This window comes from Methylobacterium brachythecii, assembly GCF_014196345.1.
Classification (GTDB): domain Bacteria; phylum Pseudomonadota; class Alphaproteobacteria; order Rhizobiales; family Beijerinckiaceae; genus Methylobacterium; species Methylobacterium brachythecii.
On the sequence record NZ_JACIDN010000009.1, the window covers coordinates 1 to 23,454 of the forward strand.

Sequence of the window (23,454 nt, forward strand, 5' to 3'; positions counted from 1 at the left end):
CGATCTCGGAGGAGATCCGCGCGATCTTTGCCAAGCATACCGAACTGATCGAACCAGTTTCCCTGGACGAGGCCTATCTCGACGTCACCGAGAACCTCCAGAGCCTGCCGACCGCAACGGACGTTGCGAAGGCGATCCGGGCCGAGATCCTGGAGGCGACCGGGCTCGTCGCCTCGGCGGGCGTCTCCTACAACAAGTTCCTGGCGAAGGTCGCTTCCGACTACCGGAAGCCAAACGCTCTGTTGGTCATCACGCCGACGATGGGACCAGCCTTCGTCGAGGACCTCCCGATCGGCCGCTTCCACGGCGTCGGCCCGGTCACCGAGGCCAAGATGAAACGGCTCGGCATCCAGACGGGACGCGATCTCAAGGAGCGATCGATCGAGGAACTGCAGGCGGCCTTCGGCTCGTCGGCCGGCTATTACCATGCCGTGGCGCACGGGATCGACGAGCGACCCGTCCGGGCCCATCGCATCCGCAAGTCGATCGGCGCGGAGAACACTTTCTCGGACGACGCCGACACGTTCGAGATCCTGGCGGAACGCCTTGCGCCCATCGTCTCGAAGGTCTGGACGGCCTGCGAGACAAAGGGCTTTCGTGGACGGACGGTGACGCTGAAGGTCAAGTTCTCGGATTTTGTCCAGATCACCCGGGCGCGCTCCATGACCGAGGTCGTGCCCGACCGCGCGACGCTCGAAGACATTCGCAGGCAACGGCAGATCCGATTGGGATCGTGAACGGAGGGACCTCGTCCGCTCTTATGCCTTTACCGACCGAAAGCGGACCAGCAAAAATCGACCCCGGTCGGGCAACCAGGCAGACGTTAGCGATTTTTGGAAGCGGTCATTTGCCATGTGGCGGCCAAGGTCGGCTCTTGGCGATCACTCCATGGGAACGGCTTTTCGCTGGCACCGGCAGATGCTTGTCTATGGAGATAAAAATCCATTGGGAGCAGAAATTTCCAATAAATCCGCGGCCTGCTGAAATGATTCTTTTAAGATGTGTTGCGCAGTTTCTTTTACGTAAATTTGGGTGCGAGCTTTCAATTCTTGATCTTGGATCGTGTCGAATTTTGTCTCCGCCAGAGCCCGCTGCAATTCGTCATGGATCCAATTGAGCGATTTCTGCGGATCATTTCCTGCATCAGAAGCGTAATTGTAAATTAAATGCACCACGATGTCGAGTAAAATACAAATAACTGCATTAGAAGACGCGATTTCCGTATGGTCCGACCTGCATTTCCGCGGAAACATCGCACCCCCCATTGGCTTGATAAACTTTTTTGCGGCGAAATGACTTGATTGAGTGCTGCCGTGCACCGGTTTCTTAGATAATTAACTTGCAGTGTTGTTTCAGCGCGCGCCGGGCAGCCTGCCGGCTGCCCGTCGACGTTGATCGGGTGATTAGGCTCGTTGCGATAGGGGTAGCGGGACGGGACCGGAGCCGCGTCAACCCAAAGGTTGACATCAGTCGATCCGTACACACTGTTGCGGTTTTGCATCGCCCCTCTACTGCGAGGCATTGATATGACCGTCGACGCGTTGCTGTCGCTGGGCTAGCAAAGCATTGGACTGATCATGGAGCACGAAACAGCGCTGATGTCCGCCGTGATCGCGGTACTCTATGATGCAGCTATCGATTCAGCCAAATGGTCGACCGCCCTGAAGAGTGTCTGCGACTACGTCGGTGGGGCCCAGGCAACCATGTTTTGGCAGGGGGCGGCTGCTGACAACGTCGGTGTGCTTCACCTCTATAACGATGATCCTGTCTATACGCGACTATACTTGGAAAAATTGGCTCCCCTCAATCCGGCGTTTCCGGCCGTTCTGTTCCAGGAAGTCGGCGCAGTGCACGCCTTCTCGGATCTCGTTCCCGAGCAGGAGCTGGAGGAAACGGCCTTCCACAGAGAATGGATCGCACCACAGGGTTTCACCGATTCCCTCGCAGTTCTGCTGGAACGCGACGCGACGCGGATGGCTTTCCTCTCGTTTCCGTGGCGCGGCGGCCAAATCGACGCCGCGGCGCGGGAACGGCTGGCTCTACTCGTGCCGCACATCCAGCGTGCGGTAACGATCGCGCAGTTGTTCGGCCGGCAAAACGCGGAGGCAAGCTTGCTGACCGAGACCCTCGACCAGGTCGGCGAACCCGTGTTCCTGCTCTCCAGTGACAGACGAATCGTTTACGCCAACGCGAGCGGGCGAGAGATGATCGATCGGGGCGTAGGCATACGGCTGCAGGACAAACGCCTGCGCGCTGCGGCCGACGAAGCGGATCATGCGCTTGCAGACAGCTTGGATGCGATCACGCGCGGCGCGCCGGTTGGAGCCCAGGGGACAAGCTTCGCTCTGGAAAGTACGCCCAACGACCGCCTGCTCGCCACTCTGCTCCCCCTCAAACGCGAAGCGCGACAGCGCGTCGGGACCGCGGATCTCGCGACGGCGGCGCTCTTCGTCCGCCGCTCGCGGTTTGCCGATCCGACGCCACTGGAATTGGTCGCCAAGCGTTACGGGCTTACGGCAAGCGAGATCCGAGTCGTCGAGGCGACCTTGCGTGTCAGTGGCCTCGATGCCCTCGCCGGTACGCTCGGCGTCTCGAAGGCGACGGTCAAGACGCATCTCAACCGCATCTATCGAAAGTGCCCTGTGAAAAATCAGAGCGAACTGATCAAGCTCGTCGCCGGATTGGTCCAGGCTTTGTGAGGTGGAGATGACGATTGTATCGACATCATTGAATGGTGCAAAAGCACACAAAAATCGCGCCTTGGTCTTCAGCTTCCTCGGCGAAATCCGCCCGTCGTGATTAGACTGAATCCGACCCTACCCAGCCCTACAAATTCGGTCGCGCGGTTCCCGGCAGCCGACGTACGTTCTGCCGCTACTGCAGCAGCATTGCGCTCATCTCGGCCGTTCGATGCCTTCGGCGTTGCGTCCAAGAGCGGATGTTGATGACGGAGAGCTGGCGGCTATCGCGACTCGAATGGCCTTGGTCGATTGGAAAAAATCAACCTCCCGGCCATCAGGTGCCAACGCGCCGAATGGCAGGTCGCTGGTGAGGAACTTCCCGTAGCCATTGGCCGATCGGGCGTAGCCGCGGCTACCCAATAGAATCTGGCTGGTTTTGGGTTGTCGTGGCAACCCGGGCGGCACAATCGTCGTGTCAAAAGCAACCATCAACATCATGATCGTTTCGGACGATCACTATTACTGCCGTACCATCTACCGGATTCTCGTCCTGAAGGGCGTCGAGGTCTTTCTGGCCAGGAAGACGAGCGACGGGGAGTTCTCGGTTCTTTCGAACGACCGCGACTTGATTCTCGTCGACCTGTGCCAGGATGTGGAGCGAGGACTGAAGGTCATCGCGAACGTCAGGGCCGACGAGAGCGACGTCCCGATCCTGGCGCTTCTACCGGTCGAGAATGTCGAGGCTCGCGTGACGGCCCTCGAACTGGGGGCCGACGACTGCGTCCCCAAACAACTCGACCTCAGGGAGCTTCTGGCGCGTATGTATGCGGTCGTGCGGCGGCGGCGCGGGCATACCCGCTCGCTCATCGAGATCGGAACCGTCGCACTCGACCTCCTAAAGCGCGAGGTGACGTTCGGAACGAAACGCACGGTCCTCCCGCAGCAGGAATTCGCCCTGGTCCGCATGCTTGCCGAACATCCGAGCCGCATCCTATCGCGGGATGTTCTGCACGATCACCTCTACAGGGGCGAAGACGATGTCTCGCCGACGGCCGTCGACGTGCTGATCTTCTATGTGAGGCGAAAGCTCGGGAAGGACTTCATCAGGAACGTCAGAGGTCGAGGCTGGGCTCTCTCGGACGTCGTCTAGAGACCGCCGTGCCCCGGCCGCCGAGGCGGCCGGGGCACGGATGGATCCTCAATACTTGCGGATGATCGGCTCTTCCATCGGCCGGGGCGCCGACCCGAAGGTGTAGCGGATACCGCCGTAGATCGAGAGCGGCTGCGCCAAGACCGTCGTGCGCGGATCGGTCGTATTGTACAGATTGGCCACCAGACCGGGCTGCCGATACGTGCCGAAGCTCGCGTATTTGTTGTTGGTCAGATTGGTCACGAGACCGAAGACCTGAAGGTTCTCGTTGACCTGGTAGCTCGTGTTGAGACCGAGCACGTAGTAGGCTGGCAGCTTCGCGTTGAGGTTCGACTCGTCGCCGCGGAAATAGGCGGACGAGAAGGCTTGCAGGTTCATGCCGACCCGCCAGCCCGGCAGGACGCGATAATCGAACCCGACCTTGAACTGGTGATCCGGGATCAGCGGAACCTTGCTGCCGGGCCTCACTTGGATCGAGCCGTCGGCATCGGCCGAGGGGTTGTTCGGCGAGGCCAGAGTGCCGCTGAACCGGAAGGTAGCGTCGATCAGGGCGTAGTTGGCATAGATCGCGAGATCGCCGCGCGTGTACTCGGCGCCGACCTCGACACCCTGGCGGCGTGTGGCCGGCACGTTGACGTAGTAGCCGCGGGCCGCATTGCCGGGGCTCGACAGCTGGAGGATGTCGTTGGTGAGGTCGCTCCGGAAGGCACCGACCTTATAGGACAGCTCGCCACCATCGTAGAAATTCGGGATCGCGCCGCGGATGCCAGCCTCGTAGTTCTGCGCCGTCACCTGCTTCAGGGGCGGATCGGCCACCAGCGAATTCGGCAGCAGGCAGGGACGGACCGGGTTCGAGCAGCCGAGCTCCAGCGGAGTCGGTGCGCGGTTCGATTCCGCGTATCCGCCATAGAGCGACAGACCAGGCATCAGCCGATAGGTCAGGCCGGCGACCGGGTTGATCTTGGTGTAGTTGTGATTGCCCGTCACATCCGGTGAGAAGCCAGTCGTATCCTGGGTCGTGATGCGCGCGAAGTTGAGGCGCGCGCCCGCGGTCAGGGACAGGTCGTCGGTGACGTCGAACGTGTCGGTGGCGTAGAGGCCCATATACAGGTTCGAGCCGATCACCGCGCTCGGAGCGATGCCAAGAGCAGCTGCGGTGCGAAGCTGCGTCGTGCCGAGCCCGGGGACGAAACCGTAGGTCGGGTTGTTCGGATCGGTCGTGATCGACAGGTCGGGATTGATGACGCCGAGCGCGCTGGACGACTTGAACGAGTAGTCGGCCACGTCGATGCTGCCGCCGACGACGAAGCTGTTGCCGAAGCCGAATACGCGGTCGCGATTGGCCGCCTGCAGCGAGCCGCCATAGCCCGTCGCCTCGGTCTTGGTGGTGTCCAGCGTGCCGTACGGAACGTTCGGGCTGAACAGGATGCCCGGCGTGGCCACGCCCTGTCCGAGGATCAGGAACTGATCTCGGAACTGCCGGTTCGTCTGCCCCGGCTGGGCGCTGAACGCGTCGTCCTGGTAGCAGAGCCGGCGCGGCGTGAAGAATGAACCGTTGCGGTTGCAGCCCTCGAAATTTCCGTCGTTGCCGTCGATGTAGGTCTGGCTGAAGCGGCGGAAATAGGCATTCCCGGACAGGTCCCAGGTCGGCGAGATGTCGACACGGCCGGTCACCTGGAGCGTGCCCATCTGGGTCGTCGTGGTCTGCGGCCAAGTGAAGATCGCGCGCGGGTCGCCATGCGTGAAGTCGACCGGGGTCGCGGCCGCTGCGCCGAAATACGTCCGGGCGAAGTTCCCGATGATGTGGAACTCGGAATCCTGGCTCCGGTATCCGAGATCGGTGTAGATGCGGCCGATCTGGCTCGGGCTCTGGTATCGCCAGCCGTTATCCTTGAGACCATCGCCGTTGAAGTAGAAGCTCCAGTCGCCGACTTGGGTGCCGTATTGCAGGCCGCCCGCGATCCGTCCGTCCGAGCCGCCGAGGGCGGTGATCTCGGTGCCCTGCCAGGTGAAGCCGTTCTTCATCTGGACGTTGACGGCACCTCCGAGGGCGTTGAGACCGAAGATCGGGTTGCCGGTGACGATGTCGATACGCTGGATCGCCGAGGGCGGGATGAGGTCGAAATTGACCGTGTCGCCGAAGGCCTCGTTGATGCGCACTCCGTTCTGGTAGACGGCGAGCCCCTGGGGCACACCCACGACCGGCGACACCGTGAACCCTCGGTAGTTGACGTCGACGCGGTTGTTGTTGCCCTGCGCATCCGAGAGGTTCAGTCCCGGCGTCACGCGGGCGAGGGTTGCCACGGCGTTGAAGGTGCCGGTGTCCCTCTCGATCGCGGAAGCCGTTACCGTCTCGACGGTGCTGGGGATCTTGTACAGCGGTTGATCGCCGCCACGCAGACGTCCAGCCGCCGGAGCCTGGTTAGCGGTACCGTCCGCCGGAATCCGGCTCCGCCCGGAGCCGATGCCGGACGCCGAACCGCCGACCGGCGTCGTCGCCACGACGCTGATCTCGTCGAGAGTGGCCGATTGCTGAGCCAGGGCGACGCCCGGGATCAGCGCCGTCGAAAGACCCAAAGCTCGCGCCAATGCATGCATCCGACGTCCCGCCCCTCTTTATGGATTGCTGAATTCGCGCCATCGCGGCACGATCGCTTCAGCTAGAAACGGTCTGATTTGAAATTCAATATAATAGGATGACTCTTGCTCGCAACATTTATGTAAGTAATAGCAAGGTCACACAAAATTATGATCTTCTAATTCTCCGGGATGGAGTGGCAATCAAAAGCGATGGTCAAGTCACCAGATGGCCCGCAGGCGCTCGACGGACGGAAAGGGCTCAATGACCGCCGTCAAACGGTCTTCGCCGCTCGCTGAACCAAGTCGCGGAGCCAGCGGTGAGCCGGCACGTCGTCGTATCGCCGGTGCGACAATCGCATGGTCCGAAGCCTTGGCGTCTCGAACGGCAGCGCCAGGACCTCCAGCGGAGCGGCGCGCGCGAATTCTCGTGCTCCGAGCTCGCCCATGATCGCGATCATATCTGACTGGACCAGGACCGCGGGAGCCGAGAGGAGGGGCCCCTTGCAGGCAACGCGGCGCACGAGGCCGGCCCCGGCCATCCACTCGTCGATGAACTCCGTACCTTCTCCGGTCGATGACAGCAGAAGGTGCGGATAGGCTCCCAGCTCCTCGACGCCGAGCTTTCCATTCCGTCCGGCCGGATGCCCACGGCGAACCAGGGCGGCGAAACCGCATTCGATCAGAGGCGCTCCGACGAAGCGGTCGTCGGGCGCGTCGGCACCGACCAGCGCCAGATCGATCTCGCCGCGATCGAGCATCTTCACGACATCGAGCGTGCCACTGGGCACCAGGTTCAGCGTCACCCGCGGGGCTTCCACCGCGCAGAGGCCGGCGATCGGGGCCGCGAGAACGAGCGCGGACCGATTGTCGACGGCGATCGAGAATTTGCGTTCCGCCAGCGCCGGATCGAAGGCCGTCGCGCCCTGCAGTTCCGGTCCGAGCGATTCCAGCGCAGCCCGAACCAGGTCGGCGAGATCCGCGGCATAGGGCGTCGGCTCCATGCTGTCCGATTGTCGGATGAAGAGCTCGTCCTTCAACGCGGTGCGGAGCCGGGTCAGCGCGTGACTGACCGCCGATTGGGACATGTTCAGCGTCGCCGCCGCCTGCGTCACGCTCCGGGCTTGGGCGACGGCATCGAAGACCACCAGAAGATTGAGATCGAAATTTCGCCAGTTCATGCCGCCGCTCGAAATTCGGCTCGCACCAGTTCTATGAACATCGTGCATGCGCTACGCTAAAACATTCATTGGCGTTCATTCTGCATGTGATGCATATGCTCGGCAATGCCACATGCGGTCGGCTGAACATAACAAGTTTATGTTCCAGCAATCACGCAAATTACAAATAGTATACGAAAAGTTATAGAGATTTTTTTCTGGATATTTTCTGTAATAAAATTATATTATCCACCATACAGTAGGCATTTTCTTTCGCCGCGCTCGACGCAGATGAGCTTTTATGCATCGATGGCCGACATCTAAACTTGGATAATCTATGTCGCGCTTGCTGAAATATATGGTTACGTGCCTTGTCGTCGGCGGCGTCGGCTTCGCGGCTGACCGTCAATGGGCAGCTCCGCCGGCCGCTCAGAGCACGAGCGCCCCCGCTCCCGTTCCGGTCGTCACCGACAACGTCAGGAAGCTGGACGTGCCGATCGTCATGAAGGGCGTCGGCACCGTCAACGCATTGAACGTCGCCACCATCCGCAGCCAGGTGACGGGATACCTGCAGAGTACCAGCTTCCAGGAAGGCCAGACCGTCAAGCGTGGCGATGTGCTCGCGCAGATCGATCCGCGCATCTACCAGGCTCGCCTCGAACAGGCCCAGGCCCAGCTCGCCAAGGACGCGGCGCTGCTCGAGAACCAGAAGACCAATCTCGGCCGAAGCGAGCCGCTCCTGAAGAACGGCTTTGCGACGGATCAGCAGGTCGCCGGCCAACGCGCCATGATCCTGCAGACCGAGAGCGCGATGAAGGGCGATCAGGCCGCCATCGACTACGCGCAGAGCGAACTCGACTTCGCGACTTTGCGCGCCCCGTTCGACGGCGTGACCGGCATCCGCCGCGTCGATATCGGCAACATCATAAACCCTGGCGACGTGAACGGGATCGTCGTTCTGACGCAGGTCCAGCCGATCAGCGTGCTCTTCACTCTGCCGACCAGCGACATCGCGGCGGTCCAGGCCGCGCTCAACCGCGGTCCCGTGACCGCCACCGTCTACGATCAGACCGGCGACACGAAGTTGGACGAGGGCACGCTCCGGCTGATCAACAACCAGGCCGACCCGAAATCGGGCACGGTGCAGCTGAAAGCCGTCTTTCCCAATGCCCAACGCCAGCTCTGGGCGGGAAGCTTCGTCAATGCCGAGGTCACGACCTCGGTGGAGAAGGGGGCGCTGACCATCCCGACCAACGCCCTGCAACTCAACGACAAGGGCTCGTTCGTCTACGTCGTGGGACCGGACTACACGGTCGCGACCCGCATGGTGAAGGTCGGACAGCGGACCCGGGGCGTCGCCCTCGTGGCGGACGGTCTGAAGGAGGGCGAGACGGTCGTGGTCCAGGGCCAATATCGCCTGAAGCCCGGAACGCTCGTCGCCTCGTCGCCACCCGATCAGGTGCCCAACACCTCGACGGCCTCTGCCGGAATGCTGCCATGAGCCTCTCATCCGGCTTCATCAAGCGTCCGATCGCGACAGGCCTGCTCATGCTCGCCGTCGTCGTGCTCGGGGCGATCAGCTACACGCTGCTTCCGGTCGCCTCGCTCCCGAACATCGACTCGCCGACCGTCCAGGTCACGGCACAGTTGCCCGGCGCCGATCCGAAGACCGTGGCGTCCTCGGTCGCGACGCAGCTCGAGCGCCAATTCGGCCAGATCCCCGGCCTCAACCAGATGACGTCCAGCAGCGGGACGGGATTCACCCAGATCTCGCTTCAATTCGACCGCAGCCGCACGATCGACTCGGTGTCCTCCGACGTCCAGGCGGCGATCAACGCGACGCAGGGACAGCTTCCGGCGGCGCTGCTCAACCCGCCGATCTACCGGAAGACGAACCCGGCCGACGTCCCGATCCTGCTGATCGCCATGTCCTCGGATGTGCTGCCGATCATGACGGTCAGCGACTACGCCTATTCGCTCGTCGCACAGAAGCTGTCCCAGATCCCCGGGGTCGGCATCGTCGGCGTCGGCGGCCTTCAGAGCCCGGCCATTCGCATCCAGATCAATCCCGCGCAAATCGCCGCCCAGAACCTCGATTTCGAGACGGTCAGGACCGCATTGGCGAATCTCACCGTGCTCCAGCCGAAGGGGCAGTTGTACGGTGGGCAGCAATCGGTCGCCCTCCAGAGCAACGATCAGCTGATGACGGCGGCCGGGTTCGAGGACGCGATCGTCGCCTATCGCGACGGGGCGCCGATCCGGGTTCGCGACATCGGGCGCGCGATCAAGGCTCCCCAGGACGTGACGCTCGCCGGCTGGGTCGGCGAGAAGCCTGCCGTCGCGCTGGCCGTCCAGCGGGCTCCTGGCGCGAACGTCATTGCGACGGTAGCCGCGATCAAGAAGGCCTTGCCTCAGCTCCAGGCATCGCTGCCTCCGGGCATCGACATGCGGATCGCATCCGACCGTACGCAGACCATCCAGGCCAGCGTCGCGGACGTTCAGTTCACGCTGCTGCTCACCATCGCGCTCGTCGTCGGCGTCATCGCGGTCTTCCTCCGCAAGCTCTGGGCGACGGTGATCCCGGCGATCTCGGTGCCGATCTCTCTCGTCGGCACCTTCGCCGTGATGTACGTGCTCGGCTACAGCCTCGACAACCTGTCCCTCATGGCGCTCACGATCGCGATCGGCTTCGTGGTCGACGATGCCATCGTCATGGTCGAGAACATCGTCCGCCATATCGAGGAGGGCGCGACGCCGATGCAGGCGGCGCTCGATGGGGCCGGCGAGATCGGCTTCACGATCCTGTCGATCTCGATCTCTCTCGTCGCGGTCTTCATTCCGCTGTTCCTGATGAGTGGGATCGTCGGCCTGATGTTCCGCGAATTCGCCGTGACCGTCGCGGTCTCGATCCTGGTGTCGGTCGTCGTTTCGCTCACGCTCACGCCGATGATGTGCGCGCGGCTCCTGCCGGGCCACGAGGAGAAACCGCCCGGTCGCCTCTCACGCTGGCTGGAGAGCTTTTTCACCTGGCTGAACGAACGCTACGACGACGGCCTCAAGGTCGCGCTCCGCCACAGGTTCCTCACGCTGCTGACCTTCTTCGGCACCGTCGCCCTGACCGGATACCTGTTCGCGACCATTCCGAAGGGCTTCTTCCCGCAACAGGATACGGGGCTCATCATCGGCATCAGCGAGGCGGCCCAGGACGTTTCGCCGAAGGGCATGAAGAAGCGCCAGCAGGCCATCCTCGGGATCATCGCGAAGGATCCGGCCGTGGCCGACGTCGCCGGCTATATCGGGCCCGGCGGCCCGACCGTGACCGAGAACAACGGCCGCGTGTTCATCACGCTGAAGCCCGGCACCGAGCGAAACGTCACGGCCGACCAGGTGATCCAGCGGCTCTCGACGGCGCTCGATCAGGTGCAGGGCATGAAAGTCTTCATGCAGGCCGCCCAGGACATCACCATCGGCGCCATCGTCTCGAAGACGCAGTACCAGTTCACGTTGACCGACGTCGACCTGGAGGAACTCAACCTCTACGGGCCGAAGATGCTCGACGCGCTTCAGAAGCTGCCCGAGCTCTCGGGCGTCGCCAGCGATCAGCAATCCGGCGCCCGCATGCTGAACGTCGTCGTCGACCGAACGGCGGCCTCGCGCCTCGGGATCGACCCGGCCACGGTCGACAATACGCTCTACGATGCCTTCGGGCAGCGGCACGTCGCGCGCATCTATGCGCCGCTGAACTACTACTACGTGATCCTGGAGGTGGACCCGCAGTACCAGCTCGGTCCGAATGCCCTGCAGCGGATCTATGTCCGCTCACAGAACGACACGTCCGTGCCCTTGAGCCAGATCGCCAAGCTGGAAACGGGGGTCATGCCGGCGGTGATCAACCACCAGGGGCAGTTCCCGTCGGTGACCCTAAGCTTCAATCTCGCGCCGGGAGCGACCATCGGTGCGGCAGTCGCTGCCGTGCAGAAGGCGGCTGCGGATCTCAAAATGCCGTCCTCCGTGGCGACGGCCTTCCAGGGCAATGCGCAGGCCTTCCAGACCTCGCTCGGTTCGACACCGCCGCTGATCCTGGCGGCTCTGTTCGCGGTCTACGTGATTCTCGGCATCCTCTACGAGAGCACCATCCACCCGTTGACCATCCTGTCGACTCTGCCTTCGGCCGGGCTCGGAGCCTTGGCGACGCTGATGCTGGTGGGCCGCCCCTTGGACATGATCGGGATCATCGGCATCATTCTCCTCATCGGCATCGTGAAGAAGAACGGCATCATGCTGGTCGACGTCGCGATCGAACGGGAGCGGGAAGGCGGCAAGAGCCCGGAAGAGGCGATCCACGAGGCCTGCCTTCTCCGCTTTCGACCCATCCTCATGACGACACTCTGCGCCCTCCTCGGTGGCGTTCCCCTGATGCTCGGCACCGGCACGGGATCAGAGATCCGTCAGCCCCTCGGCTACGCGATCGTGGGTGGCCTGGTCGTCTCGCAGGTGCTGACGCTGTTCACGACGCCAGTGGTCTATCTCTACATGGACAAGCTGAGCGGCTGGCTGGCCTCCATGACGCGTCGACCGACGGAAGCGGGCGCCGCGAGCCGGCCGGCCTAGCGGCCCGAGCGCATCTTGCCGGTATCAGAAGTCGGGGCAGCCCGGCTGCGATCGCTGCGCCGCGCAACGCGATGACGACATCATGACATCGCGGCTCAAAAAATCATTGTGAAATCGTATAAGTCCGGAATGTAGCCATTCTTCCTGCGAGATGGTTTGTTCTTCGAGCGCATCGAACGGAGTTTCGTGGATGAGACGAAAACAACCGTTCTTATAAGTCGCTCATCATATTGGCGATTGTCGATATGATCTTTCTCCCGCCACCCGGAAGGGGAAAGATACTTCGAGAGTTGGGATGCTCGACGCAAACCTGCTCTCTTGGTCCACATCGAGGAGAACGATATGACCCTGCTTCCTATCGCCGCTGCAGCCATGGCTCTGAATTCCATGCTCGTTCTCGGCATGGCAGCCTTCGTCACCGAGCGGGACGAAGATCAATCCGGCCGCGGCAACGGCGGCGCTCTGGCCACCGCCGAAGCCGTCGGCGGCCTCTGAGCGCTGGAGGACCGCAACGGCACATGCGGCACGAACCGGCGATATCCGGCTCGTGCCTATCATCCGCGTCGAACGTCGGCGGTTCCCAAGGGTGCAGCTGGAACGCTCATCTCCTAAGCCCGACGGTCCGGAGACCGGATCGTTGGATGATGTAGCGAGTCAAAATCCTCAACAGACACGGCAACTCGCAAACTTAGCTTCCGAACTCACGAGTGAATTTACAAAAGTCGACTACATTAAAACGATTCTACAGGGACAGCGCTAGAAAGACGCGCTTTCAACCTGGATATACGTGCGCTAATCAGCGGCGGCCATGATCCATCTCATTCGAAAATCGGCGGCCTTCTGCGCCGCAATGCTGCTGCTGGCACCCATTGCCGCACAATCGAAGGAGGTGCCGGTCGGGCCCCATGTCACGCAGAACGGGCTCGAGGTGGCGGCGGTCTACCTTCAGCCCATCGAGATGGATCCGCCCGGCATGATGCGCGAGGCGGCGCAGTCGGACGTCCATCTCGAGGCCGACATCCGGGCCGCCAAGGACAATCGCAACGGTTTCGCCGAGGGCGATTGGGTTCCGGCACTCGACGTTAAGTTCGAGCTGGTGAAGCTCGACGGCGACAAGCCCACCGACCAGAAGGTCGACGGTCCAATGATGCAGATGGTGGCCAATGACGGCCCCCATTACGGCGACAACGTCAAGCTGTTCGGGCCGGGACGCTACCGCCTGAAGCTGACGATCGCGCCGCCCGGCGCCCACAGCCATTTCGGCCGGCATGTCGACAAGGAGACCGGAGTCGGGCCGTGGTTCGCGCCCTTCGAGGTCACCCAGGACTTCACCTTCGCCGGAATCGGCAAGAAGGGCGCCTACTGAGCATGGGCGCCTCGATCGGACACGCCGCGGCTTTCCTCGCTGTTTTCGCCGCCGGTCTGACGATGGGACCGGCGCAGGCCGACGACTTGCCCGTGATCAAGGTCGAGATGCGCGATGGCATCATCACGCCGACGACCATCGAGGTGCCCGCGAATACGCGCTTCAAGCTCGAGATCACAAACAGCGGCACCTCGCCGGTGGAGTTCGAGAGCACGGAGTTGAAGCGCGAGAAGGCCCTTGCCGCCGGCTCGACCTCCTCGATCATCTTCCGGACCATCGATCCGGGCACCTATGACGTGTTCGACGACTTCCATCCCGAGGCCAAGGCGAAGCTGGTAGCCAAGTAGTGTCTTCCGCCGCTTCCCCTGCATCGGCGCTCGCGGCTCGACACCCCACGTGGATCGACCACCGCATCGCCGCCTTCGGCGACGGCCTGCGCCGACACGCCGGGACGATCCGTGCCCTGCAATGGGCGATCGTCGTCGTCTACGTCGTGCTCGTCGCGGTTCCGGCGTTCCTGCCGCTGCCGGCAAGCGGCGCGCGGATGTGGTCCAACCTGACGCTGGCGGCGCAGTTTGCCTTCTGGGGCATCTGGTGGCCCTTCGTCCTCGTGAGCATGCTGCTGGTCGGGCGAGCCTGGTGCGGATTCCTCTGCCCCGAGGGAGCGCTCACCGAGTTCGCGAGCCGCTGGAGCCGTGGCCACGCCCTGCCGCATTGGCTGACCTGGGCCGGTTGGCCGCCGGTCACCTTCGCCGGAACCACGGTCTACGGCCAGATGGTCAGCGTCTACGGCTACCCGAAGCCGGCCCTGGCGATCCTCGGCGGCTCCACGCTCGCCGCCATCGCACTCGGCCTGATGTATGGCCGGAACAAGCGCGTCTGGTGCCGCTATCTCTGCCCGGTCAACGGCGTCTTCGCCGTCCTATCGAAGCTCGCGCCCCTGAGCTTCCAGGTCGACCGCGAGGTCTGGGCCACATCGCCGAAGCCGCCGCACGAGGCCGCCTTCAACTGCGCGCCGCTCGTTCCGGTCAAGACGATGCAGGGCTCGGGCGCCTGCCACATGTGCGGGCGATGCAGCGGCCATCGCGGGGCCGTGCGGCTCGCCCTGCGCAGGCCGAACCACGAGATCGTCCATGTCGCGGGCAACGAGCCGAGCGCGGACCAGACCTTCCTGATCCTGTTCGGGATGATGGGCCTCGCGGTCGGCGCCTTCCAATGGTCGTCGAGCCCGTGGTTCGTCGATGCGAAGCAGGTGCTGGCGACCTGGCTGGTCGAGCACGGCGTGCTCTGGCCGCTGGAGACGACGCTGCCGTGGTTCGTCCTCACGAACTATCCCGACCGCAACGACGTCATGACGCTGCTCGATGGTGCGGTGCTGCTGGCCTACATGGCGGCGGCCGCCTTCGGCATCGGGTTCGCGCTCTGCCTCTGCGTGGCCGCAGCCACCCGCGCCATCGGTCCGTGGTCGTGGGCGCGCTTCCACCACCTGACCCAGACGCTGATCCCGATGGCGGGTTGCGGCGTCTTCCTCGGCCTGTCGGCGCTCACCGTCACGTACCTGCGGGGAGACGGCATCGTCGTGCCGTACGTGCCCGAGATCCGGGCCGCGCTCCTGGCCGGTGCCGGGCTCTGGAGCCTCTGGCTCGCCTGGCGCGTCGCCGGCCTCACCGCTCCGCCGGCCCGGCAGGCCGCCGCGACGCTCTGCATGGGCGCGGCCCTGGCGCTCGCGGCCGCGAACTGGGTGCTGCTGTTCTTCGTCTGGTAGGCGCCCCGCGCCGCCGCGACTCTCAATCGGGAAACCTGCCGTCATGATCGGAGCTTTCGTCATCGCGTTCCGCGAGGTCATCGAGGCCGGCCTCATCGTCAGCATCGTGCTGGCCGCGACCCGCAGCATCCCCGGTCGCAGTCGGTGGGTCGTTCTCGGGATCATCGCGGGCATCACGGGGGCAGCGCTCGTCGCCCTGTTCGCCGAGAAGATCTCCGAGGCCTTCGAGGGCACCGGCCAGGACATGCTCAATGCCGGCGTGCTCATCGCCGCCGTACTCATGCTGATCTGGCACAACGTCTGGATGAGCCGGCACGGCCGGGAAATGGCGCGGGAGTTCAAGGCCGCCGGTGAGGCCGTGCGCAGTGGCGAGCGCGCCGCCGCGGCCCTGTCGGTGGTCGTCGGCGCGGCGATCCTGCGCGAAGGCGCCGAACTGGTGCTGTTCCTCTACGGCCTCGTAGCCTCGGGCACCTCGGGCGTCGACCTGCAACTCGGCGCCCTCGCCGGGATCGGGGCCGGTGCGCTGCTGGCCGCGGTCAGCTATTTCGGGCTGGCCTCGATCCCGAGCCGCTACGTCTTCGCCGTGACGAGCGCGCTGGTCACGTTCCTGGCCGCCGGGCTGGCGGCGCAGGCGGTGCAGTTCCTGGCCAATGCCGGACTGGTCGAGGCGCTCCAGCAGACACTCTGGAACAGCTCCGGCATCATCCCGGAAAACGGCCTCCCGGGCCGCGTCCTGCATGCCCTCGTCGGCTACACCGATCGCCCGACGGCCCTGCAGGCGATCGTCTACGTCGCGACGATCGTCCTGATGATCGCGCTGACCCGGATGGGGGCGGCTACGAAGCGCCAGGACGCGCGCACGGTCGGACAGACCTGAGACCCGGTCGCACCGCGGCCCGTCAGGCCGGATGCCGCCCGGCCCTCTGGGGAAGCAGGGCGATCGCCGCGACGATCAGAACGATCAGCACGGCCGACGCGGTGTAGCGGTTCAAGGCGAGACCGCCATTGGCGAGAGGCTTGTCGAGGAAATCGCCGACGGTCGCGCCGAGCGGTCGCGTCAGGACGAACGCCGCCCAGAACAGCAGGGTCCGCGAGAGGCCGGTCCGGTAGTAGGCCAGCGCGACGAGCGCGAGCGCCACACCGAAGACGAGGGCACCGCCTCCGTAGCCGAGCCCGGTATCGTCCGCCATCCAGTCTCCGAGCGCCGTTCCCAACGTCTGGGAGAACAGGATCGTCGCCCAGTAGAAGGCCTCGACCTTCGGCGTCGTCACGTCTTCGACGGCCACCGATCCCGTCGAGGCGTACCAGACCCCCAGGGAGGTCAGCAGCAGGGCGAAGAGCAGCGACGAGCCGCCGAGGTAGCCGATGCCGATCGACCGGTCGACGAAGTCGGCGAGCGTCGTGCCGACCGTGGTCGTGGCGACAATGACGGTCCAATAGAGCGCCGGATGGAACTGCCTGGCCCGGATCTGGGCGACCACCGCGACGATCAGGATGACCGAGAAGATCGCGGTCCCGACAAGGTAGCCGAGATTCATCGACATCGTCACCGCATCGCCCCCGGTCTCGCCGAGGGTCGTGGCGGCGATCTTGATCAGCCAGAAGCCCAGCGTGACCTCGGGGACCTTGCTCAAGACTTGGTCGCTGGTGGATTGCATGAAGGTGAGTCCTGTTGCTTTGCCGATATCGGCGGGGGCGGCCGCTCAGGCGGGAGCCGCCGTCCGTTCACGCGGTTTCCAGGCAAGCGCCGCGAGCAGGCAGAGCGACACCCATGCGATCCCGGCGCACCATCCCCCGAGCACGTCCGTCGGCCAGTGGACGCCGAGCAGGACCCGGCTCGCTCCGACGCTGAGGGTCAGGATGGCGGCGGCAGCCAGGTAGACGGACTTGAGTGACCGCCTGGGCTCATCTCTCGCCAGCACGGTCGCGAGCGTGAGGTAGGTCACCAGCGACATCATCGCGTGGCCGCTCGGAAAGCTCGCATCGAACACGGCAGGCCCCCCGCGGATGAGGTCCGGCCGCGCCCTGTCGAACGCGGATTTCAGGAGCGAACTCAGCACCTGGCCGCCGGCCATGGCCGCCACGACGAGGATCAGGGCCGGCCCGTCGCCGCGCAGCGCCAGAATACACAGGGCGACGACGGCGGCGAACCAGAGCACGGTCGCACTGCCCAAGGCCGTCACGTCCCTGATCGCTGACGGCCACCAGGCAGGCCCGATGAGCCTTTGAGCATCTGCCGGATCCCGCAGATACAGGAGCAGATCTCGGTCGAATCCAGCGGTGTCCGTTCGGATCACCAAGTAGGCAATCGAACAGAAGACGACCGCGGATGCCACCAGGGCAGACAGAAGCAACCCTCGTCTGTTGTCGACATCGGTCCAGGGATCCGTGAGAGGCAAGCGTACTTTCCGCGTCTCGAACTGTCCGGCACCCGAGCGGCCCTCGACCGCCGTGGCATCGCAACCAGTTACGGTTATGCGTTGTCCTTGCCGGCCATGCGATCCATGGTCTTGAGGAGATCGGAGAGCGTCGTCTTGCAGGCAGCCGCGTCCGGTGTCCCGGCGCGCAACGCCTCGAGCGCGGCGTCGATGGCCTTGTCGACCTTGTGCCAATCCGCCGCCGCACGGGGCTTCAGGCCCGACTCGGCCTCGTCCCAGGACATTTCGAGATCCTTGATGCGGGTCTTCGCGCCGCCGAGGTCGCCCTTTTCGACATAGGCCTGCGTATCGACGACGATCATCCTGAACTTCGACAGGTCGCCCAGCTTCGACGCGGCAGCCTCCGCCCGCTCGATTCCCATCGGGAAGCCGAGGGTCATGCCCGCCGCGCCTCCGAGGACGGTCCCGAGACCCAACGACAGAATGGCGGCGCCGATCATCGCATGTCTGGTCATGACGCAGGTTTCCTTTTGCGGGGGAGAGGTGGCGGTATGGGAGTGATGGGGTGCCGGCGGGCTACGCCTGGCCGCCGGCCGGCGCGCGTCGTTCTGCGGCGGCGGGCTTGACGGTCACGATGGCGACGAGGACCACGATGACGGACAGGAAGCAGAGGCTCGTATAGACCGTGCCGAAGCCGAGCCCGTCATACTCGCGGGACTGGGACAGCAGATCACCGAGGCTCGCGCCGAGGGGCCGCGTCAGGATGTAGGCGAGCCAGAAGGTCAGGACCGGATTGGCGCCGAACTCGTAGGCCAGCGCGATGAGGGCGATGAGCGAGCCGAAGGCGAAGACGCCCAGATAGAACCCGAACCCCAACGCTTCGGTGGCCAGGTCGCCGGCCGCCGTCCCGAGGGCGAAGGTGCACAGGATCGCGAGCCAGTAGAAGAGCTCGCGGCGCCTAGTCACGATGGAATGGATCGAGAGGGTTCGCTCCACGAAGAACCAGACGGCGAAGATCGCGGCCAGGGCCACCGCGAAGACGGCGGTGCTGAATTCGAGGCTGATGCCCAGCTTGTCCGTCAGGAAGTCGGTGATCTGCGTTCCGACAATGCTGACGAGGACGACGGTCAGCCAGTAGATCCACGGCACGTAGCGGCGCATCCGCAATTGCAGAACCAGGGCGGCCGCGAGACACGCGGCCATGATTGCTGTGGTCGTCACCGTGCCGAGGCCGACATTGACCGCGAGGTAGTCGGCCCCGGTCTCGCCGACGGTGGTCGACATGATCTTGATCACCCAGAAGATCAGCGTGACCGCCGGGACCTTGTTGAGCATCGTGCCCATGTCGCTTCGCGCAGGCGCGGTCATGGCTCTCGTCTCCAACACCCGGAGCACCCGAGCTGCAACGGCACCATGGCCGAGCGATCATTGGAGTGAAGTGGCTGGCATGTTGATGATTTTCAATCTTGAATTCTTTTAGTCGCGCCGATTTTTATCGACGTATAATTCCCCTGATTTCGACCGCATCGTAAGTATACGAATTTGTATACTCACCGTTATTGAATGTTGCCTCGCAGACGTCCTAACCCCCGAAGAGCTGTAGAGCCAGCATCCCGGATCGTTTCGGTCCGCATGGTGGGACGAGAAGCGGAAGCCATGACGGGTTCGTTCGTCAGATGCGGAGCGGGCCTCGCCGCCACGATCGCCGTCGCCTGTGCGGGTCTCCCCGCGATCGCACCATCCGAGACGCGGGCCTCGGAAACCGGTCTGGCCGATGGCTTGGCTGCGATCGCCTCCGGGTTCGGCGGCGCCACCGACACGGTGGTTCACGGCTGGAAGGATATGGGGCGTGCGCTCGGCAGGATGCAGATCCCCGATCTGCCTTCGGCGACGCTGCTGACGACACACCAGGCGTGCGTCGACCCAACGGGCATGACGAGCAGCGACTGCACCAGTGCCGTCGACGCCATCTGCCGCCGGCACGGCTTTCAGAACGGCCAGCAGATCGACATGGAATCGGGCCAGGTCTGCCGGATGACGCCTCAGGGGCGCATCGACGTCGCCCATGCCTTCGCCTGCAAGTCGAAGGTCTGGCTCACCCAGGTGGCCTGCTGGTGAGCCGCCCGAGCGTCGAGACCCGGGCACGCGTCCTCGCGGCAGCCGCCTTCCTCGTCTTGCAGGTCTCGTCCGGATCTGCGGCGGATCTGTCCGAAGGCACCCGGCCGGCCACCCAGGATCGGGTCGTGTCGGTGACGGCCTTCTCGCTGTTCGGGCCGAAATACCTGGGCGCGGAACGGTACGGGCCGTTCGGCTATCCGGCCGTCACCATCCGCAGGCCCGACGAACCGTTCGCCCTCGATTCTCCCGACGACAGCCTCGGCGTTCCGATCCTGGACGCGACGCAGTTCAAGCTCGGCCCGGTCGTCAACCTGCGCCAGGGCCGCAATACCAGTGTCGATCGCCGCTTCGCCGGCCTCGACCGCGACCCTTGGGCGATCGAAGGGGGCATCTTCGCCGACCTCTGGGTGCTTCCGGATCAACTCCGGACCCGAGCCGAGTTGCGCCACGGCCTGCGCGGCAATGATGGTTTCGCCATCGACCTGTCCGCTGATCTGTTCGAGCGTTTCGGCGCCGTCACGGTTTCGGTCGGTCCCCGCTTCGGCGTCCTCGATGCCGCACTGGCCCAACGGCAATTCGGCGTAAGCCCGGCAGCCTCGTCGAGGAACGGCCTGTTCCAGCCCTACCGCGCCGCAGGCGGTCTCCAGAGCATGGGCCTGACGTCGGCGGTTTCCTATGACTGGTCGCCCTCGTGGCGGACCACGCTCTATGGTCGCTACGAGCATCTCGTCGGCGATGCTGCCGCGAGCCCGATCACCCGGCGGCTCGGCTCCGTCGATCAACTCACCGCCGGGCTCGGCGTCACCTATTCCTTTCACGCGAATCTGCCGTTCATCCCGTGAGCGGGGCTCGTCATGAGCGTGGCTCGACGACCCGGCCGCATCAATGCCACCGAAGGAGATCGACGCGATGCGCAGCCTCACGCTCTGGCCCCTCGCCATCGGCCTGATCTGCGGTTCTGCCGAGGCGAAGGAGAAGCCGACCCGGTTCTGGAACCTGACCGGGGATACTGTGACGAGCCTCAAGCTGGCTCCAGCTGGAACCGACCGGTTCGGCGAGAACCAATGCGCCAACGACAGCGACGGGACGGTCGACTACGACGAGCGCCTGAAGATCCCCGGGCTTCGGTCCGGCCGCTACGACGTGAAGCTCGAAACGAGGCACGGATTGGCCTGCACGGTTCGCGATGTCGACGTCGTCGAGGGCGACGTCTTTTCCATCGAGGAAAAACAACTGGCCGGATGCCGCAAATGAGGCGCGGTCGAGGACCGTAACGGCAGGCGGGCTAAGCGGAGGAATACTGAACAAACGCCGGCCGGTCCCGTCCCTATGCCGCATTGAGAAACTGTAACGATACTTCACGCAGGTGATCCGGTAGACCGCGGTCAAGGCGCGAAAGCGCAGACCGCAGCCTCTGCCCCATGAAGATCCTTGTCATCGAGGACGATGCCGACACCGCCTCGTTCATCACCCGCGGCCTGACCGAACAGGGGCATGTGGTCGATCGGGCCGAGAACGGCAGGGACGGACTGTTTCACGCCGCCGGGGGCGCTTACGACGTCATGATCGTCGACCGCATGCTGCCGGGCCTCGACGGGCTCGGCGTCGTGAAGACGGTCAGGGCGGCGGGCGTCCAGACGCCTGTTCTGTTCCTCACGACGATGTCCGGCGTCGGCGACCGGGTCGACGGGTTCGAGGCGGGCGGCGACGACTACCTGATCAAGCCCTTCGCCTTCGCTGAGCTCCTGGCTCGCGTCAGCGCCCTGGGACGGCGCCCGCCGCTGACGCAGGTCGAGACCGTGCTGCACGCGGCCGACCTCGAAATGGACCTGATCAGCCGAAAGGTCCGTCGCGGCGAGCAGGAGATCGATCTGCAGCCCCGGGAATTCCGGCTTCTGGAATATCTGCTGCGCAATGCCGGACGCGTGGTGACCCGCACGATGCTGTTGGAGAACGTCTGGGAATTCCACTTCGACCCGCGGACCAACATCGTCGAGACGCATGTCAGCCGCCTGCGATCCAAGATCGACAAGGGCTTCACCCCCGAGCTGATCGAGACCGTCCGCGGCTCCGGATACCTGCTGCGTGCCGCGACTCCCTAAGATCGTCCGCAACGCAGCCTTTCGCTTCGCCCTCGCTCACACCATCGTCTTCGTGATCTCGGTGGCGGCGGTCGGCCTGAGTGCCGAGGCCCTGGTCACGCGCGCCCTCAGGCTCCAGGCCCAGCAGCGGGTCGAGGAGGAGATCGCAGAGCTCAAGGGCGAGTTTCAGCAATACGGGCGCGATGCCTTCCTCGAACTGATCAGAGCCCAGCTGGCGAAGGGCGAGAACCGCCTGCAGTTCCTCGTCGTGTCCGCCGATGGGAAGAAGCTCGCAGGCGAGTCCATCCTCCTTCGCGTCGTCGAAAAGTCGAGCCGGTTCGCGGCAGGCGAGGCGAGGGAAGTCGCGCTGAGTCGCTCGGACGCGATGCTGGTCGCCCGGCAGCCTCTCGCCGAGGGCATGACCCTGCTCGTCGCCGACGACATGAGGAGCATCGAGGACGTCGAGGACGTCGTCTCCAGCGCGTTCTACGTCGTCCTGGCCATCTCAGCCCTGCTCGGGCTCCTCGCAGGGGTCATCCTGTCCACGGGGCTGCTGCGGCGCGTCGACCGGGTGACACATGCCGCCGAGGCCATCATCGCAGGCGATCTCACGAGACGGATCGAGATCACCGAGGCCGGAGACGAGTTCGATCATCTCTCCTCCACGCTCAACACCATGCTCGACCGGATCAACGGGCTGATGGAGAGCCTGCATCAGGTCTCGAACGACATCGCGCACGACCTGCGAACACCGCTCGCCCGGCTGCGGCAGAATCTCGAGGAAGCCCGCACGCGGGCCGAGACGACCGTCCAGTACGAAGCGGCGGTGGACAAGGCGATCGCCGAGGCGGACGGACTTCTCGCGACCTTCTCGGCCCTGCTGCGGATCGCCCAGATCGATGCCGGCACCCGGCGCTCGGCCTTCACCCGCGTCGACCTCTCCGAGTGCCTTCAGACCGTCGCCGAAGCCTACCTCCCGTCCATCGAGGATAATGGGCGGTCGCTGAGCTGCTCCATCGAGCCGGACCTGCTCGTCGAGGGAGACGATCAGCTCCTGACGCAGCTCTTCTCCAATCTCCTGGAGAACGCGATCGGCCATACCCCGTCCGGGACGGCGATCCGTCTGGAACTCTGCCAACACGCGGCCGGAGCGGGCATTGCCGCCGTCATCGCCGACGACGGTCCCGGCATTCCCGCCGACGAGGCGAAGAAGGTGTTTCGCCGGTTCTACCGCCTCGAGAAGAGCCGCAGCACCCCCGGCAACGGCCTCGGCCTGAGCGCCGTCGCCGCGATCGTCGACCTGCACAAGGCGAAGATCGTCCTAGCCGATAACAGGCCAGGATTGCGTGTAAAAATCATCTTTCCAAATAAATCTTGAAGTTGTCGAAATACAATTGTAATAAAAGTATCTATTTTAGAAATTTATCTGTCGTCCGGAAATTTTATTTAAATATCGCAGCCTGTTCTTTCGCGCGGCGATTGCGCTAAACGTTGACCACCGGCAAGAAGGGCTCGCCGAATAAAATTGCTCTTTTGCGTCCGCATCTGCGCTGGATTGACATCAAAG

Annotated in this window: 23 protein-coding genes; 15 read left to right on the forward strand and 8 right to left on the reverse strand. The window is 64.0% G+C overall.

The genetic code is table 11. The annotated features are described in order from the left end of the window. On the forward strand, positions 1 to 737 hold a 737-nt coding region (dinB, locus tag GGR33_RS21055; RefSeq protein WP_183508992.1), incomplete at its 5' end, for a DNA polymerase IV. Positions 738 to 926: 189 nt separating this feature from the next. Here the strand turns inward: dinB and GGR33_RS21060 are convergent. Then, on the reverse strand, positions 927 to 1,319 hold the full coding sequence (locus GGR33_RS21060) for a hypothetical protein (protein ID WP_183508994.1): 393 nt from the start codon (positions 1,317 to 1,319) through the stop codon (positions 927 to 929). A 279-nt stretch (positions 1,320 to 1,598) separates the two neighbouring features. Here GGR33_RS21060 and GGR33_RS21065 point away from each other — a divergent pair, with 279 nt between their 5' ends. Beyond that, on the forward strand, positions 1,599 to 2,699 hold the full coding sequence (locus GGR33_RS21065; RefSeq protein ID WP_210302140.1) for a helix-turn-helix transcriptional regulator: 1,101 nt from the start codon (positions 1,599 to 1,601) through the stop codon (positions 2,697 to 2,699). Between the two features lie 195 nt (positions 2,700 to 2,894). Here GGR33_RS21065 and GGR33_RS21070 read toward each other — a convergent pair whose 3' ends face one another. Continuing rightward, positions 2,895 to 3,179, reverse strand: coding sequence for a hypothetical protein (locus tag GGR33_RS21070; RefSeq protein WP_183508998.1), 285 nt, complete (start codon positions 3,177 to 3,179; stop codon positions 2,895 to 2,897). On the opposite strand from GGR33_RS21070, the gene GGR33_RS21075 reads away from it, so the two are divergent. Then, entirely contained in the window at positions 3,178 to 3,831 is a 654-nt protein-coding gene (locus tag GGR33_RS21075; protein WP_183509000.1) for a response regulator transcription factor, read from the forward strand. The two genes, GGR33_RS21070 and GGR33_RS21075, sit on opposite strands and share 2 nt — an antisense overlap. 48 nt (positions 3,832 to 3,879) lie before the next feature. On the opposite strand, the gene GGR33_RS21080 is transcribed toward GGR33_RS21075, so the two are convergent. Together GGR33_RS21080 and GGR33_RS21085 are read right to left on the reverse strand one after the other, a co-directional pair. Continuing rightward, positions 3,880 to 6,429 (reverse strand): TonB-dependent receptor, encoded by a 2,550-nt coding sequence (locus GGR33_RS21080; protein WP_183509002.1) that lies wholly within the window; start codon positions 6,427 to 6,429, stop codon positions 3,880 to 3,882. Positions 6,430 to 6,683: 254 nt separating this feature from the next. Next, positions 6,684 to 7,589 (reverse strand): LysR family transcriptional regulator, encoded by a 906-nt coding sequence (locus GGR33_RS21085; protein WP_183509004.1) that lies wholly within the window; start codon positions 7,587 to 7,589, stop codon positions 6,684 to 6,686. A gap of 469 nt (positions 7,590 to 8,058) precedes the next feature. On the opposite strand from GGR33_RS21085, the gene GGR33_RS21090 reads away from it, so the two are divergent. The 7 genes from GGR33_RS21090 (at position 8,059) to GGR33_RS21120 (ending at position 16,187) form a co-directional block, all read left to right on the forward strand. After that, positions 8,059 to 9,069 carry an efflux RND transporter periplasmic adaptor subunit gene (locus GGR33_RS21090; RefSeq protein WP_343068593.1) on the forward strand — a complete coding sequence of 337 codons (1,011 nt, stop codon included), beginning with the start codon at positions 8,059 to 8,061 and terminating at the stop codon, positions 9,067 to 9,069. Then, entirely contained in the window at positions 9,066 to 12,179 is a 3,114-nt protein-coding gene (locus GGR33_RS21095; RefSeq protein ID WP_183509008.1) for an efflux RND transporter permease subunit, read from the forward strand. The genes GGR33_RS21090 and GGR33_RS21095 overlap by 4 nt, the downstream gene beginning before the upstream one ends. A gap of 342 nt (positions 12,180 to 12,521) precedes the next feature. Continuing rightward, a complete protein-coding gene (locus GGR33_RS21100) occupies positions 12,522 to 12,674 on the forward strand; it encodes a hypothetical protein (protein WP_183509010.1) in 153 nt (50 codons plus the stop codon). A 313-nt stretch (positions 12,675 to 12,987) separates the two neighbouring features. After that, a complete protein-coding gene (locus GGR33_RS21105; RefSeq protein ID WP_183509012.1) occupies positions 12,988 to 13,545 on the forward strand; it encodes an iron transporter in 558 nt (185 codons plus the stop codon). A gap of 62 nt (positions 13,546 to 13,607) precedes the next feature. Beyond that, entirely contained in the window at positions 13,608 to 13,892 is a 285-nt protein-coding gene (locus GGR33_RS21110) for a cupredoxin domain-containing protein (RefSeq protein ID WP_246413379.1), read from the forward strand. Next, a complete protein-coding gene (locus GGR33_RS21115) occupies positions 13,892 to 15,310 on the forward strand; it encodes a 4Fe-4S binding protein (RefSeq protein ID WP_183509015.1) in 1,419 nt (472 codons plus the stop codon). The genes GGR33_RS21110 and GGR33_RS21115 overlap by 1 nt, the downstream gene beginning before the upstream one ends. Positions 15,311 to 15,353: 43 nt before the next feature. After that, complete coding sequence (locus GGR33_RS21120) at positions 15,354 to 16,187, forward strand: FTR1 family iron permease (RefSeq protein ID WP_183509018.1); 834 nt, start codon at positions 15,354 to 15,356, stop codon at positions 16,185 to 16,187. Positions 16,188 to 16,209: 22 nt separating this feature from the next. On the opposite strand, the gene GGR33_RS21125 is transcribed toward GGR33_RS21120, so the two are convergent. The 4 genes from GGR33_RS21125 to GGR33_RS21140 all read right to left on the reverse strand — a co-directional run bounded on the left by GGR33_RS21125 (position 16,210) and on the right by GGR33_RS21140 (position 19,056). Beyond that, positions 16,210 to 16,968 (reverse strand): COG4705 family protein, encoded by a 759-nt coding sequence (locus tag GGR33_RS21125; RefSeq protein WP_183509020.1) that lies wholly within the window; start codon positions 16,966 to 16,968, stop codon positions 16,210 to 16,212. A 45-nt stretch (positions 16,969 to 17,013) separates the two neighbouring features. Then, positions 17,014 to 17,484: a phosphatase PAP2 family protein gene (locus tag GGR33_RS21130; protein WP_183509022.1), complete on the reverse strand. Its 471-nt coding sequence runs from the start codon at positions 17,482 to 17,484 to the stop codon at positions 17,014 to 17,016. A 299-nt stretch (positions 17,485 to 17,783) separates the two neighbouring features. Then, complete coding sequence (locus GGR33_RS21135) at positions 17,784 to 18,203, reverse strand: histidine kinase (RefSeq protein WP_183509024.1); 420 nt, start codon at positions 18,201 to 18,203, stop codon at positions 17,784 to 17,786. A 61-nt stretch (positions 18,204 to 18,264) separates the two neighbouring features. Continuing rightward, positions 18,265 to 19,056, reverse strand: coding sequence for a COG4705 family protein (locus tag GGR33_RS21140; RefSeq protein ID WP_183509027.1), 792 nt, complete (start codon positions 19,054 to 19,056; stop codon positions 18,265 to 18,267). Positions 19,057 to 19,344: 288 nt separating this feature from the next. On the opposite strand from GGR33_RS21140, the gene GGR33_RS21145 reads away from it, so the two are divergent. From GGR33_RS21145 to GGR33_RS21165, 5 genes are all read left to right on the forward strand, one after another. Next, a complete protein-coding gene (locus GGR33_RS21145; protein ID WP_183509029.1) occupies positions 19,345 to 19,806 on the forward strand; it encodes a hypothetical protein in 462 nt (153 codons plus the stop codon). Then, positions 19,803 to 20,648 (forward strand): MipA/OmpV family protein, encoded by an 846-nt coding sequence (locus GGR33_RS21150; protein WP_183509030.1) that lies wholly within the window; start codon positions 19,803 to 19,805, stop codon positions 20,646 to 20,648. The genes GGR33_RS21145 and GGR33_RS21150 overlap by 4 nt, the downstream gene beginning before the upstream one ends. Positions 20,649 to 20,715: 67 nt before the next feature. Further along, positions 20,716 to 21,060, forward strand: coding sequence for a hypothetical protein (locus GGR33_RS21155; protein ID WP_183509032.1), 345 nt, complete (start codon positions 20,716 to 20,718; stop codon positions 21,058 to 21,060). A gap of 167 nt (positions 21,061 to 21,227) precedes the next feature. Further along, positions 21,228 to 21,908, forward strand: a complete 681-nt coding sequence (locus GGR33_RS21160) for a winged helix-turn-helix domain-containing protein (RefSeq protein WP_183509034.1) — start codon at positions 21,228 to 21,230, stop codon at positions 21,906 to 21,908. Further along, the gene (locus tag GGR33_RS21165; RefSeq protein WP_183509036.1) at positions 21,892 to 23,265 is read left to right on the forward strand and encodes a sensor histidine kinase; all 1,374 of its coding nucleotides are present in this window, start codon (positions 21,892 to 21,894) and stop codon (positions 23,263 to 23,265) included. Before GGR33_RS21160 ends, GGR33_RS21165 begins: the two co-directional genes overlap by 17 nt. Positions 23,266 to 23,454 lie beyond the last annotated feature (189 nt).

Coding starts and splice junctions, on each gene's coding strand:
- GGR33_RS21065 (WP_210302140.1), top strand. CDS start 1,599: ATGTCCGCCGTGATCGCGGTACTCTATGATGCAGCTATCGATTCAGCC.
- GGR33_RS21075 (WP_183509000.1), top strand. CDS start 3,178: ATGATCGTTTCGGACGATCACTATTACTGCCGTACCATCTACCGGATT.
- GGR33_RS21070 (WP_183508998.1), bottom strand. CDS start 3,179: ATGATGTTGATGGTTGCTTTTGACACGACGATTGTGCCGCCCGGGTTG.
- GGR33_RS21080 (WP_183509002.1), bottom strand. CDS start 6,429: ATGCATGCATTGGCGCGAGCTTTGGGTCTTTCGACGGCGCTGATCCCG.
- GGR33_RS21085 (WP_183509004.1), bottom strand. CDS start 7,589: ATGAACTGGCGAAATTTCGATCTCAATCTTCTGGTGGTCTTCGATGCC.
- GGR33_RS21095 (WP_183509008.1), top strand. CDS start 9,066: ATGAGCCTCTCATCCGGCTTCATCAAGCGTCCGATCGCGACAGGCCTG.
- GGR33_RS21100 (WP_183509010.1), top strand. CDS start 12,522: ATGACCCTGCTTCCTATCGCCGCTGCAGCCATGGCTCTGAATTCCATG.
- GGR33_RS21105 (WP_183509012.1), top strand. CDS start 12,988: ATGATCCATCTCATTCGAAAATCGGCGGCCTTCTGCGCCGCAATGCTG.
- GGR33_RS21110 (WP_246413379.1), top strand. CDS start 13,608: ATGGGACCGGCGCAGGCCGACGACTTGCCCGTGATCAAGGTCGAGATG.
- GGR33_RS21120 (WP_183509018.1), top strand. CDS start 15,354: ATGATCGGAGCTTTCGTCATCGCGTTCCGCGAGGTCATCGAGGCCGGC.
- GGR33_RS21125 (WP_183509020.1), bottom strand. CDS start 16,968: ATGCAATCCACCAGCGACCAAGTCTTGAGCAAGGTCCCCGAGGTCACG.
- GGR33_RS21135 (WP_183509024.1), bottom strand. CDS start 18,203: ATGACCAGACATGCGATGATCGGCGCCGCCATTCTGTCGTTGGGTCTC.
- GGR33_RS21140 (WP_183509027.1), bottom strand. CDS start 19,056: ATGACCGCGCCTGCGCGAAGCGACATGGGCACGATGCTCAACAAGGTC.
- GGR33_RS21145 (WP_183509029.1), top strand. CDS start 19,345: ATGACGGGTTCGTTCGTCAGATGCGGAGCGGGCCTCGCCGCCACGATC.
- GGR33_RS21155 (WP_183509032.1), top strand. CDS start 20,716: ATGCGCAGCCTCACGCTCTGGCCCCTCGCCATCGGCCTGATCTGCGGT.
- GGR33_RS21160 (WP_183509034.1), top strand. CDS start 21,228: ATGAAGATCCTTGTCATCGAGGACGATGCCGACACCGCCTCGTTCATC.